The sequence below is a fragment of the Actinomycetospora sp. NBC_00405 genome, from assembly GCF_036044095.1.
Lineage (GTDB): Bacteria > Actinomycetota > Actinomycetes > Mycobacteriales > Pseudonocardiaceae > Actinomycetospora > Actinomycetospora callitridis.
Genome location: NZ_CP107938.1, coordinates 5038763 through 5051541, shown reverse-complemented (window position 1 = coordinate 5051541; position 12779 = coordinate 5038763). Strand labels below are relative to the sequence as shown.

Below are 12779 nucleotides of genomic sequence, written 5' to 3'. Positions count from 1 at the left end.
TCTCGGTACGGGTGACGGATGGGCGGGCCATCAGGCGTTCTCGCGCGGGAGGACGGGCGGCGTCAGGTCGCCGGGACCGTCGGGATCCGCGGTGCCCCGCGCGCCGACGACGACGCCCACGAGGGTGACGACGACGAGCACGGCACCGATGCCCAGCGCCAGCCCCGTGGACCCGCCGATCAGCGTCGGGAAGTTGCCGATCGTGAGCACGAGGCAGACGAGCAGTCCCAGCAGTCCCAGGGTCGGTGCGATGCGCGTGTGCCACATCCGCCGATCGGTCCCACTCCGGGCGAAGAACACGAGGACGGCGAGGCACGTCATCACCATGAGGACGAGGACGCCGAGCGTCGCGGTGCCCGCCATCCAGGCGAAGACCTGGGCGACCGGGTCCAGGCCGGCGACCGCGAAGATCACGACGAACACCAGCGCCAGCCCGCTCTGCGCGAGGGAGGCGATGTGCGGGGACCCGTGGCGCTCGTGGGTGCTGCCACACGCCGCCGGGAACGCGCGGTTCTGGCCGAGGGCGAACCAGTAGCGCGCGGCGACGTTGTGGAACGCGAGGATCGCGGCGAACAGGCTGGTGACCAGCAGGATCGTGACGACGTGCCCGCCAACCGGTCCGAGCCAGTTGGTCGTGGTGGAGACGAGGAAGGTGCCGGGGTTCGCGCCGGCCTCGGCGACGGCGGCCTCGTCGCCCCAGGCGGAGACGATGGCCCAGCTCGACACCGCGTAGAAGATGCCGATGATGACGAGCGCGAGGTAGGTGGCGCGCGGGATCGTGCGCTGCGGGTCACGGGCCTCGTCGCGGAACACCGCGGTGGCCTCGAAGCCGATGAAGCTCGCGATGGCGAACATGATCGCGATGCCGACCGCGCCGGAGGCGATCTGGCCGGGGTCGAAGACGGCCGTCGAGAGCCCCTCGGGGCCGCCGCCCTGGCCGATCACCACGACGTCGAGCACGACGACGATCGCGATCTCGGCGAGGAGCAGCACGCCGAGCACGCGGCTCGAGAGTTCGATGTGGCGGTAGCCGAGCACCGCGACGATGAGGATCACCGCGATCGTCCACACGTACCAGGGGATGCTCGGGCCGCCGTAGCTGGTGACCAGCTCGTCGAGCGCGGCGCCGATGTACCCGAGCACCGCGAGCTGGACGGCGGTGTACGTGGCCAGGGCGAGGAACGCCGCGCCCATCCCGAGCGGGCGCCCGAGGCCGTGGCGCACGTAGGTGAAGAAGGCGCCGGCGTCGGGGACGTGCGGGCTCATCGCGCAGAACCCGACGGCGAAGAGCAGGAGCACCACCGCGCACAGCACGAAGGTGGCGGGGAAGGCGGCGCCGTTCCCGGCCCCGACCCCCAGTGGGATGGTGCCCGCGATGACGGTCAGCGGGGCGGCCGCCGCGACGACCATGAAGACGATGGAACCGACCCCGAGGGTGCCGGACAGACGTGTGGCGGGCGCGGGGGCGGATTCGGTGGGCGCGGCCATGGCGACTCCCGGGAATCGGAGGAAAGGGGCCGACGAGAATGTCGCGGGTCACGTTTGCGGAGGCGTTCCGGCGGGGTCAACCCCTCGTTGAGCTGCACGGGGCCCGGGGAGATCCCGACTCCCACGAATCCGCGTCGTGACCTTCGACCGTTCTCCGAACGGAGATCGGCCATTCGCGCGGACCCGTCCGAACGAGAATCGCGACGGGCTGTTTCTCGTTCGGGGGACGAGTTCGTCGCCGTGGCGGGGATCCGGCCCTACGGTGACGGGCGTGCCGACGCCCGGAGGTCCGCCGTGACGCGCATCCCCGTGCTGCGGTCGCGCTCGCCGGTGGCCGGGCTGCGCCGCCGCTCCCTGCGCCCGCCGGGGGTCTTCGCCCAGTCCGTGGCCACCACCGCCCCGGCCGGGGCCATGGCCTCGACGCCACTGCTCGTCATCGCCGCCGCCGGCAACGGGGCGCTCTGGTCGTTCGCGATCGCCGCGGTTCTCGTCGGGCTCGTCGCCGCGTGCATCACGGTCTTCGCGCGACGGATGGCCGCGGCGGGCGGGCTCTACAGCTTCACCGCGCAGGGGCTGGGCCCCGGCGGCGCCTACGCGTGCGCGGTGGCGATGGTCGTGGGGTACGGGATGCTCGTCGCCGTCACGTTCGCGGGCGCCTCCTGGTACGGCGGCGCGCTCGTGGCCCGGCTCGCGGGGGGCAGCGACGCGCTCGCGGCCGGCGCCGGCGTCGCGCTCGTCGTCGTCCTCGCGGTCACCGTGGCGGTGTGCGCGGTCCGGGGTGTCCGTCTGGCCGGGCGGGTGATGCTGGTGATCGAGGCCGTGTCGATCGGCCTGATCCTCGTGGTGCTCGTCGCGCTCGCCCTGACCACCGCCCCCGGCACACCGGCCCCGGTAGGCGCGGGGCCCGGGCCGGGTGGATCCGGGCTGGGGGGACTCGATCTGGGCGGCATCGCCGTCGGCGTCCTGCCCGCGCTGGCCGCGTTCATCGGGTTCGACAGCGCGGCGTCGCTGGGTGTCGAGGCCCGCAGACCGTTCGCCTCGATCCCCCGGGCGATCACCGCCACGGCCGCCGTGGCCGCCGTGCTCTACCTCGTGGCGACCCTCGTGCAGCTGGCCACGCCCGGCGGCGCGGGCCGCGCCACGAGCCCGACATCGGGCGCCCCGGCGACCGTCGGCGACCTCAACTGGGCCTCGGTCCTCATGGACGTCGGCATCGTGGCCTCCTTCGGCGCGTGCGCGCTCGCCGCGGTGAACACCCTGGTGCGCGTGCTGTTCTCGCTGGCCCGCGAGGGCGTGGCGCCCGCGGCGCTCGGTCGCACCCACCGTCGCCACCTGACCCCGGCCGTCGCCGTGTGGGTCACGGTCCCGGTGCCGGCGGCCGTGGTGGTGGTCGGCACCGCCGCCGGCGTCGCGCCCGCGACGGTGTTCGGTGGCCTGGTCGCGGTGGCCACCCTCGGCTTCCTCGCCGCCTACCTGCTGGTGTGCCTCGCCGCGCCCCGGTTCCTCGCGCGGATCGGCGAGCTCACCGGCGGGGTCGTCGTGGTCTCGGTGCTCGCGTCGGCCGCGCTCGTCGCCACGGTGGTCGTGGTGGTGGTTCATGCGAGCACCGGCCTGCTGATCACGCTGGCGGGCCTGCTCGTCCTCGGCGTCGGGGGCTGGTTCGTGCTGCGCCGGCGCCGCGGACCCGCCCTGCAGGGGATGGGCGTGTACGACGAGACCACCACCGCCGACGTCCTCGCCGCGGGACCCCGGTGACCTCGCCGATCAGCGGGCGGCAGCCCCAGGCGGTGCGCAGTGCGCTGCTCATCCTCGAGGAGGTGGCCGCGGCCGGGGTCGGCGTCACCGCGAAGGAGATCTCCGCGGCGCTGCGGATCCCACCGGCCACGACCTACCGGTTGCTCAACCTGCTCGTCGCCGAGGAGTACCTCGTGCGGCTGCCCGACCTCGGCGGCTTCGCGCTCGGGCGGCGCATCGCGAACCTCGCGCCCGCGGCCCTGTCGGCACCGACCGCCGCGCGCGACGTGATGCGCCGGCTGCGCGAGCGCGTCCGCTGGGGCGCCCACCTCGTCGCCTACGACCGGCACCGTTTCCTGTTCGTCGACCCCGACCCCGACCACCCGCCGACCGACGCCGACGAGCTCGCCCGCCACCCGCACGCCAACGGCCTCGGGCGCCTGCTGCTCGCCGAGCACGACGAGCTCCCCGACGGTCCGCTCGCCCGCCTGACCCCGCGCACGGTGGTCGACCGCGACGAGCTCACGTCCGCGCTCGTCGAGGTCGCGCGCACCGGCCTCGCCCGCCAGTGCGGGGAGTTCCACGCCGCCCTCGGCTGCCTCGCCGTAGCGGTCCGCGCGCCGGGCGACGGCCGGCTCGTCGCGGGCCTCGCCCTCACCGGCCCCGCCGACCGCGTCGCGGCGCCGAACACCGAGCTGATCGAGCTCCTCCGCGAGCACGCGGCGGAGCTGGCCCCGCTGCTCGCCTGAGTGCAAGCCCTGCGTCCACGCTGGCACTCAACACAGCACGCCGATAGGGCCAGGAAATCCGCTTCGTCAGGGCGCGCCGGCCGCGATCACGGGCACCGGCGCCGGCACGTCGACGCGGTTGCGCTGCCCCGCGAGCCGCGGGAAACCCGGCAGGCGGGACAGCGCGCGCAGCACCGGCGGCGGGCCGGGGTCGCCGCTGCCGATGCGCTCGGCCGCGGCGCGCTCCGTGCGCACCTGGGCCCGCTGCTCGCGCTCGACGGCCGGGCGGCGCGCGGCCTCGAGCCCCGCGGCGGCGTCGTCGAGCTGACGCGGCGACGGCGGGGTGCGACGCAACGGGCCGACGAGACGGTTGGCGAGGTCGGCGGCGTCGGCGAGCGCGAGGTTGATCCCGTTGCCCCCCACCGGCGAGACCACGTGCGCGGCGTCGCCGAGCAGCACCAGCCCGGGCCGCGTCCAGCGCTCGACGGTGGTGATGCGCACGGGGAGCAGGGTCAGGTCGGCGACGTCGCCCAGGTCGTCGAGGCGTCCGGCGAGCCACGGCAGGGCGTCGACGGCGGCGTCCCGCAGCGCGGACACCCCGCGGGCGCGGACCTCGGCGAGCGTCCCGGCGCGGATCGTCCACCCGAGCTGCCAGTCGCCGCCCTGGTCGAGCAGCGCGAGGCTGCCGGTGGGCGTGCCGAAGAGGTCGAGGCCCGAGTACGACGGGTCCTCGTCGCGGCGCGGCAGGGCGTGCCAGAGGATGTCGAGGCTCGCGCCCAGCTCGGTGGCCGCGAGCCCGCACGTCGCCCGGACCTTGGAGTTCCGCCCGTCGGCGCCGACGACCAGCGCGGCGTCGAGGTGGTGCTTCGCGGCGTCGACCGTGTACTCGACGCCATTCACGCGTCCCTCGGGATCGTGGCGCAGCGACGAGAACCGCGCCCCCATGTGCACCGTCGCCCCGTGCGCGCGGGCCCGGGCGGCGAGCCACGGCAGGAACTCGGCCTGCGGGATCAGCGCGTAGAACGGGAAGCGCGTGCTCGCGCCGCGGTAGTCGACGAGCGTCCAGGTGCGCGACGCCGTGTGCCAGCGGAAGGCGTCGGAGCGGGTGTGCGGCACCTCGGCGAGCAGTGGTTCGGCCAGCCCGAGCCCGTCGAGGTACTCGAGCACCCCGGGCGCGAGCGTGTCGCCCCGGAAGCGGCGCGCGAAGTCGTGGCGGGACTCCAGCAGCGTCACCGACGCCCCGCCCCGGGCGAGCAGGTAGGTCAGGAGCACTCCGGCAGGACCGCCGCCGACCACCACGACATCGCTCATTCCACGACGATACCTCTCGATGATGGAGATACCTCGGCACAGGCGAGCGCGAGCAGCAGGACCGCGGCGTCCACCGGGACGGTCGGGTCCCGGCCGGTGAGCCCGGCGACGCGGCGCAGGCGGTTCAGCACGGTGTTGCGGTGGCAGAACAGCGACGCGGCGGTGCCGGCCACCGCACCGTCGACGGCGAACCGGCGCACCGTCGCGACCAGCCGTTCCCGCTCCGCCGCGGGCACGCCGGCCAGGCCGCCGAGCTCGCCCTCCACGAGGTCGGGCCCGACGTCCCCGAGGCGGGCGGCGGCGAGCGGGAGCCAGGCCGAGGCGAGGGTGCGGGGCTCGGCGGGCCCGACCGCCGTGACGTCGGCGAGCTCGCCCGCGACCCGGGCCCGGCGCGGGACGTCCGCAAGGCCGTGCGCCGTCGGCCCCACCCCGCAGCGCACGCCCTCGAAGGCGGCCCGCACCGGCGCGCCGTCCGGCCCGTCCCAGCGCGCGAGCAGCACGCTGTGCCGGCCGGTCGGCTGCACGTGCACCGGGCGCCCGCCGGCGGCCAGGCGGTCCGCGGCCCGTCGGAGCGCGGCCGCGTCCTCCCCCGCGGCCGCGGCGACGAGGACGTCGTCCCCGACGTCGAGCCCCAGCGCGATCGCGGCCCGCCGGACGTCCTCCGGAGCGGGGTCGTCGGCCGCGAGGAGCGCCCCGACGAGTGCCGTGCGCTCACCCTGGCGCTCCCGGGCGAGCACCGCCTCCTCCTCCAGGTACGCGAGCCGGATGCGGGACGAGTAGTCCTCGACGACGGTCCACACGGTCTGCACGCGCTCGACCAGCAGCGCCGCCTCGTCCGGCGTCGCCCGCGCGCGCAGCGCCTCCCACAGCACGCCGAAGTCCTGGCGGACCGCGGTGAGCAGGTCGTCGAGCGGCACGCCGCGGCGCGCCCGGTCCCGGCCGATCGCGGGCCCCACCTCGGCCAGCCGGTCCGGCACGGCGCGTCCCGCGAGGCGGCCGAGCAGGTAGGCGAACGTGTCGTCGGCGTCGGCGTCGAGCCGCTCGGCGGGGACGAGGCCCCGCCCGTAGGCCGGGACGGCGCGGACCCGGTCGACGAAGGCGACCCGCAGCGCGTCGGCGTCGTCGCGCACACGCTCCACGAGATCCCGCCAGCGACGGTCGTTGTGCATCTGCCCAACCTAGGGCGCACGAGACGCGACGAGGACGCCTTCCGTGCGGGAGACGATCCGGGCACGCTCGAACGCTCATCACCCGAGACCGTCACCGGAGAGACGCCGTGCACCTCACCCCCCGCGAGCAGGAGAGGGTGCTGCTGCACAGCGCGGCCGAGCTCGCCCGCCGCCGCCTCGCGCGGGGTGCCCGGCTCGGGGCGTCCGAGGCGGTCGCGCTGGTGTGCGACGAGGTCTGCGAGCTGGCCTGGGACGGTCACGACCTCGACGAGGTCGTCCGGCGCGCACGCGGGATCGTCGGGCCCGACCAGGTGCTCGAGGGCGTCGCCACGACCGTGCCGTCGGTGCAGGTCGAGGCGCTCTTCCCGCACGGCACGACCCTCGTGCACGTCGACCGGCCGTTCGGGCCGCCGACGGTCGAGGGCCCCGGCGCCGTCCGCCCCGCCGTCGGGACGGTCGAGCTCGCCCCGGGCCGGGCCCGCTGCGGGGTCCGCCTGCACAACGAGGGCGACCAGCCGGTCTGGGTCACCTCGCACGTCCCGCTCGACCGGCTCAATCGCCGGCTCCGCGTCGAGGTCGACGACCGCGCCGACGACGCCGACCCCGCGCGCCTGCGCCTCGACATCGCCGCCGGGACGGCGCTGCGGGTGGAGGCCGGGACGACGCGGGCGGCGACGGCCGTGCGCCTGGGAGGTGCCGCCCGGTGAGCTCCCTCGACCGCACCGAGTACGCCCGGCTCTACGGCCCGACGACCGGCGACCGCGTGCGCCTCGGCGACACCGACCTGTGGGTGGAGGTGGAGGCCGACGACACCGAACCGGGCGAGGAGATGCTCGGTGGCTGCGGCAAGACCGCCCGCCAGGGCGCGCTGGTCACCGACCGCGCGCCCCGCGACAGCGCCCTCGACATGGTCGTGCTGGGCGTCCTGCTGCTCGACCCCGTCCTCGGCATCCGCAAGACCTCGATCGGCATCGCCGACGGGCGCGTCGTCGGGGTGGGCCGTGCCGGCAACCCGGACGTCCAGGACGGCGTCGAGCTCGTCGTCGACGCGCACACCGCGATGGTGCCGGGCGAGGGCCTGATCGCGACGCCGGGTGCCGTGGACTCCCACGTCCACCTCTCCAACGCCGACCTCGTCCCGGCCGCGCTGTCGGCCGGGGTGACGACGCTGGTCGGCATGGGCATCGGCGGCGTCTGGGACGTCGGCGCCAACCCCGCGCCCAACCTGCACACGCTGATGGCCTCCTGGACCGGCGCGCCGGTCAACGCCGCGTTCCTCGCCCGCGGGTCGTCCGGCTCGGCCGAGCTCCTGGAGCGGGCGGTGCTCGCCGGAGCGGGCGGGTTCAAGGTCCACGAGGACTGGGGCGCGGGCCCGGACGCCGTCGACACCTGCCTGGGCGTCGCCGAGCAGGCCGACCTCCCCGTCGCCCTGCACACCGACACGCTGAACGAGTCCGGCTTCCTCGACGAGACGCTCGACGCCGTGGGCGGGCGGACCGTGCACGCGTACCACGTCGAGGGCGGCGGCGGGCACCCCGACCTGCTGCGCATCGTCGGCCGGGACTCCGTGCTGACGTCCTCGACCACGCCGACCCTCCCGCTCACCGCCGCGACCGTCCGCGAGCTGGGCCCGATGACGATGACCGTGCACCGCGGGCACCCCGACCTGCCCAGCGACCGGACCATCGCCGCGAGCCGCATCCGCGAGCACGCCATCGCCGCGGAGAACCGGCTGCACGACGACGGTGCCATCTCGATCATCAATTCGGACGCGCTCGGCATGGGCCGGATCGGCGAGACCGTGCGCCGCACCTGGCAGCTCGCCCACGTGCAGGCCCACCTCGCCGGCGAGACGGGGCCGGACGTCGCGAACAACGCGCGGGTCCTGCGCTACCTCGCCAAGCTCACGCACAACCCGGCCGTCGCGCACGGGCTCGCCGGGCACGTCGGCTCGCTGCGGGCGGGCCGGGTCGCCGACGTCGTGCTCTGGTCGCCCGCCTGGTTCGGGGCGGTGCCCGAGCTGGTGATCAAGTCCGGGTTCGTCGCCTGGGGTGCGGCCGGGTCGGGGTCGGGCTCGACGCGGCTCGGTCAGCCCCGCCGGATGCGCGGCTTCCACGGGGCCCGCGGAGGTGCGCCCGCGCGCCTGTCCCACCAGTTCGTCGCCGCCGCGTGCCTCGACGACCCGGCCGCGCGGGCCGCGCTGCCGGTCGGACCGCACTACACCGCGATCACGGACAGCCGGGGTCTCGGCGCCGCGGACATGCTGTTCAACACTGCGACACCGGACGTCGAGATCCCCGGCGAGCCGGCCCCGGTCCGGGTCGACGGCCGCGAGGTGCCGCTGCACCACGCCGTCGACCTGCCCCTGACCCGCCTGCACCACCTGGCGTGAGGAGAGCCGTGGCCCGCGACCTGGAGATCGACCTGCTGGTGCGCGACGCCGACGTCCGCACCCTCGACGACGCGTTCCCCCGCGGGCGGGCCGTCGCGGTGCACCAGGGCCGGGTCGTCGCCGTGCTGGAGGACGACGAGCTCCCGGCCGGGGTGCGCGCGCGCCGCGTCGCGAGCGCCGGGGGCGCCACGGTGGTGCCCGGGTTCGACGACGCCCACCAGCACACGGCCTGGTTCGGGCAGTCGCTCGCCGAGATCCCGCTCGGCGGGCTGCGCGACCTCGACGCCGTCTACGACGCGGTCGCCGCGCGGGCGGCCGAGCTCCCGCCCGACGCGTTCGTCGTCGGCAGCGGCTACGACGACGTCGCGCTCGGCGGCTCGCCGGACCGGCGTGCGCTCGACCGCGCCGGGGGCGGGCGGCCGGTGTGGCTCAAGCACCGCTCCGCCCACGTCTGCGCGGTGTCCACCGAGGTCCTGGCGCGGGCCGGGGTGCTGGACGGGCAGGCCGCCGTCCCGGCCGGTGGCGTGATCGTCCGCGACCCTGCCGACGATCCGGCCGGCGACCCCACCGGCGTCCTGCTCGAGGCCGCGCAGGCGCTGGCCGGCGACCTCCTGCGCCCCTACGGCGTGACGGACCTGGCCGACGCGATCGCGCGCGCCACCGCCGTGTTCGCCCGGGAGGGCCTCACCCACGTCACCGAGGCCGGGATCGCCGGCGGGTGGATCGGGCGCTCGCCGCGCGAGCTCGCCGCCTACCAGCTCGCCCGCGAGCGCGGGGACCTCGCCGTGCGCGTCGACCTCATGCCCGAGATCTCGGTGCTGCACGACGCGCCCGGTGGGGCGGGGCGCGGCCTCGACCTCGGGCTGCGGCCGGGCCTCGGCGACGACGAGCTCCGCGTCGGACCTGCGAAGATCTTCTTCGACGGCGCCCTGAGCTCGCGCACCGCGGCGATGCGGGCGCCGTACGCGGACCGCGACCACGCCGGCTACCTCGGCGCCGAGCCCGAGGCCCTGCACGACGCCCTCGTCGAGGCCGTCGCCGGCGGCTGGACGGTCGCCGCGCACGCCATCGGCGACCGGGCCGTGGACGCCGCGCTCGACGCCTTCGCCGCGGCCGCCGACCGGCCCTGGCCCGGCGTGCGCCCGCCCCGGCACCGCCTCGAGCACGCCGGGGTCGTCGACGACGCGGCGCTCGCGCGCCTGGCCGCCCTCGGCGTCACGCCGATCCCGCAGGCCCGGTTCCTGTACGAGATCGGCGACTCGATGGCCGCCGCCGTCGGCGACGACCGCGCCGACCTGCTCTACCGCCACGCGTCGTTCCTGCGCGCCGGGCTGCGGGTGCCGGCCAGCTCCGACCGGCCGTGCGTCGCCGACGGGCACCCCCTGCGCGGGATGGCGTCGATGGTCCAGCGGCGCACTGCGGCGGGACGGACGCTGGGCGCCGACGAGGCCGTCGACGTCGAGACCGCGCTGCGCGCCTACACCGTGGACGCCGCCTGGATCGCCGGTGACGAGGACGTCCGGGGGCGGCTCGCGCCCGGCCTCGCCGGCGACCTCGTCGTCCTCGGCGACGACATCACCCGCGTCGACACCGACCGCATCGGCGACATCGAGGTCGTCGCCACCCTCCGGGGCGGACGCGCCACCCACGGCGCGGGCGCCCTGGGGCTGCCGTCCGACGGAGAGTCACCATGAGCGACACCGCACCCGCCCCCACCCCCGCCGACGCGCGCCGCGTCGCCGTCGGCGCCTTCGTCGGCACCGCCCTGGAGTGGTACGACTTCTTCCTCTACGGCACCGCCGCGTCCCTGGTGTTCAACCGGCTGTTCTTCGCCACCGACGACGCCGTGGTCGCCACCCTCGCCGCGTTCGCCTCCTTCGCCGTCGGGTTCGCCGCGCGCCCGCTCGGCGGGATCATCTTCGGCCACCTCGGCGACCGCATCGGGCGGCGTGCCTGCCTGCTGATCACCGTGGTCATGATCGGCATCGTCACCGGGCTCGTCGGCGTGCTGCCCGACTTCGCCGACATCGGCATCGCGGCGCCGGTGCTGCTGACCCTCCTGCGTCTGCTGCAGGGCGTCGCGGTCGGCGGGGAGTGGGGCGGCGCGATCACCCTCGCCGTCGAGCACGCCCCGCCGGAGAAGCGCGGGCGGTACGCGGCGATGCCCCAGATCGGCTCGCCCGTCGGCACGTTGCTCTCGTCCGGTGCGTTCCTGCTCGTGGCGCTGCTGCCGCCCGAGGACTTCGACTCCTGGGGCTGGCGGCTCCCGTTCCTCGCGGCGTTCCCGCTGGTCGCCGTGGCCCTCTGGCTGCGCCGGCGCGTCGAGGAGTCGCCGCTGTTCGACCGCCTGCTCGCCGAGGACGCCCGCGCGTCCGCCCCCGTCCGCGAGGTGATCACCGGTGCGTGGCCGGGCCTGCTCGTCGGCGCCGGGTCCGCGCTGCTCGGGGTCGGCGGCTTCTACCTCGCGACCACGTTCGTCATCAGCTACGCCACCGGCGACCTCGGGCTGCCGCGGCCGCTGGCGCTGGGCGCGACGCTCGTCGCCGCCGTCGTGGAGATCGGCGTGCTCGTCCTGGGCGGGCGGCTCGCGGAACGCTTCGGGTCGGCGCGGGTGACGGTGGTCGGGGGTGTCGCCTCCGCGGTCGTCGCGCTGCCGATGTTCTGGCTGCTCGACACCCGCAACGCCGCCGCGGTCGTGCTGGGGGTGACGCTCGGGGTCGCGATGCTCTCGATCCCGTACGCGGTCTCCGGCGACCTGCTCGCCCGGCTCTTCCCGGCCCGCCTGCGCTACAGCGGCATCGCGCTCGCCGCCAACCTCGCGGGGATCGTGTCCGGCTTCGTCCCCCTCGTCGCCACCGCGGTCCTCGCGGCGGCCGGCGGGGGCTCGTGGGCGCCGGGGCTCCTGCTGGTGGGGATCGCCCTGATCACCGTGGTGAGCGGGATGGTGGCGCCGCGGCTCTACGTGCCCGAGGGCGAGCTGTCGTTCGATGGCGGCCGGCCTACTGCGCCCAGGGAGGTGTGAGCCGCGACCCGTCGGCGAGCTCCGCCTCCAGTCCGGGCGAGGTGGTGACCCAGACCGACGCCGTCGTCGTCCCGCCGTCGACGCGCAGCTCGGCGCGGGCCGGGACGAGGACGACGTCGCCGGCGGCGACCGTCTCGGGGTGGCCGTCGAGGACCACGGTCAGGTCGCCGCCGAGCACCAGCAGCACCTCCTCGCGGCTGGGCCGGTGCGGCGCGCCGACCTGGTGCGGCGGGACCTCCAGGCGCCAGGCGCAGAGCTCGGCGCTGCCGCGCGACGGGGCGACGAGGGCGTGGAAGGACGCGCCGTGCACCTCGTGGCGGACGGCGTCGGCGGGGCGGAGGACGGGCATCCGGGACTCCTCGATGTAGTCAATACAATTGACCATATGGTCAGCCTGCTTGACCGGTGTGTCAAGGTGCGGGCGTGGACGACCGCGCTGCCACCGACCTGGCCATGCTCGTGCTGCGCGCCGCCACCGAGGTGGTCGACGGCATCGGGGAGGGCATGGCCGCCCGCGGGTACGACGACCTGCGCCCCGCCCACGGCTTCGCGTTCGCCCGGATCGCGGCGGCGGACACCACGGTCGTCGACCTCGCCGAGCACCTGGGGACGACCAAGCAGGCCGCGAGCCAGCTCGTCGCGGGACTCGTCGAGCGCGGCTACGTCGTGCGCGAGCCCGATCCGCGCGACGCCCGCGCGCGGTTGCTGCGGCTGACCGAGGCGGGCGAGGCGTGCACCCGCGCGGCGGAGGAGGCGGCGGCGGACGTCGTCGCCGGCTGGAACGAAGTGCTGCCCCGGGCGTCGCTCGGCGCGCTGCACGCGATGCTGCGCCGCGTCGTCACCCCGGGGCCGCTGCGCCCGGCGTGGTGACCAGGCGCGAGTGATCGACGGAAGAGTACGGACACTCAACGTCAGCGACGGTCCGCCGCTGACAC

The 12779-nt window shown here is 76.1% G+C and carries 11 protein-coding genes; 7 read left to right on the top strand and 4 right to left on the bottom strand.

What is annotated here, in order from left to right:
- Window positions 1–30: 30 nt before the first annotated feature.
- Window positions 31–1488: an APC family permease gene (locus OG774_RS25030; RefSeq protein ID WP_328305027.1), complete on the bottom strand. Its 1458-nt coding sequence runs from the start codon at window positions 1486–1488 to the stop codon at window positions 31–33.
- A 294-nt stretch (window positions 1489–1782) separates the two neighbouring features.
- Between OG774_RS25030 and OG774_RS25025 the strand changes: the two genes are divergently transcribed.
- The gene (locus tag OG774_RS25025; protein WP_328305026.1) at window positions 1783–3243 is read left to right on the top strand and encodes an APC family permease; all 1461 of its coding nucleotides are present in this window, start codon (window positions 1783–1785) and stop codon (window positions 3241–3243) included.
- Entirely contained in the window at window positions 3240–3971 is a 732-nt protein-coding gene (locus OG774_RS25020) for an IclR family transcriptional regulator (protein WP_328305025.1), read from the top strand. Before OG774_RS25025 ends, OG774_RS25020 begins: the two co-directional genes overlap by 4 nt.
- Window positions 3972–4037: 66 nt before the next feature.
- On the opposite strand, the gene OG774_RS25015 is transcribed toward OG774_RS25020, so the two are convergent.
- Together OG774_RS25015 and OG774_RS25010 are read right to left on the bottom strand one after the other, a co-directional pair.
- A complete protein-coding gene (locus tag OG774_RS25015; protein WP_328305024.1) occupies window positions 4038–5261 on the bottom strand; it encodes an FAD-dependent monooxygenase in 1224 nt (407 codons plus the stop codon).
- Complete coding sequence (locus OG774_RS25010) at window positions 5258–6430, bottom strand: helix-turn-helix domain-containing protein (RefSeq protein ID WP_328305023.1); 1173 nt, start codon at window positions 6428–6430, stop codon at window positions 5258–5260. The genes OG774_RS25015 and OG774_RS25010 overlap by 4 nt, the downstream gene beginning before the upstream one ends.
- Window positions 6431–6537: 107 nt before the next feature.
- Between OG774_RS25010 and ureA the strand changes: the two genes are divergently transcribed.
- The 4 genes from ureA to OG774_RS24985 are packed head-to-tail and all read left to right on the top strand — an operon-like array spanning window position 6538 to window position 11844.
- Window positions 6538–7137: an urease subunit gamma gene (gene ureA, locus OG774_RS29910; protein WP_442873913.1), complete on the top strand. Its 600-nt coding sequence runs from the start codon at window positions 6538–6540 to the stop codon at window positions 7135–7137.
- Complete coding sequence (locus tag OG774_RS24995; protein WP_328305022.1) at window positions 7134–8822, top strand: urease subunit alpha; 1689 nt, start codon at window positions 7134–7136, stop codon at window positions 8820–8822. The genes ureA and OG774_RS24995 overlap by 4 nt, the downstream gene beginning before the upstream one ends.
- Window positions 8823–8830: 8 nt before the next feature.
- Window positions 8831–10516 carry an amidohydrolase gene (locus OG774_RS24990; protein ID WP_328305021.1) on the top strand — a complete coding sequence of 562 codons (1686 nt, stop codon included), beginning with the start codon at window positions 8831–8833 and terminating at the stop codon, window positions 10514–10516.
- Window positions 10513–11844 (top strand): MFS transporter, encoded by a 1332-nt coding sequence (locus OG774_RS24985; protein WP_328305020.1) that lies wholly within the window; start codon window positions 10513–10515, stop codon window positions 11842–11844. Before OG774_RS24990 ends, OG774_RS24985 begins: the two co-directional genes overlap by 4 nt.
- Here the strand turns inward: OG774_RS24985 and OG774_RS24980 are convergent.
- A complete protein-coding gene (locus OG774_RS24980) occupies window positions 11822–12193 on the bottom strand; it encodes a cupin domain-containing protein (RefSeq protein WP_328305019.1) in 372 nt (123 codons plus the stop codon). The genes OG774_RS24985 and OG774_RS24980 overlap by 23 nt on opposite strands.
- A gap of 74 nt (window positions 12194–12267) precedes the next feature.
- On the opposite strand from OG774_RS24980, the gene OG774_RS24975 reads away from it, so the two are divergent.
- On the top strand, window positions 12268–12714 hold the full coding sequence (locus OG774_RS24975; protein ID WP_328305018.1) for a MarR family winged helix-turn-helix transcriptional regulator: 447 nt from the start codon (window positions 12268–12270) through the stop codon (window positions 12712–12714).
- The last annotated feature ends 65 nt before the right edge of the window (window positions 12715–12779 follow it).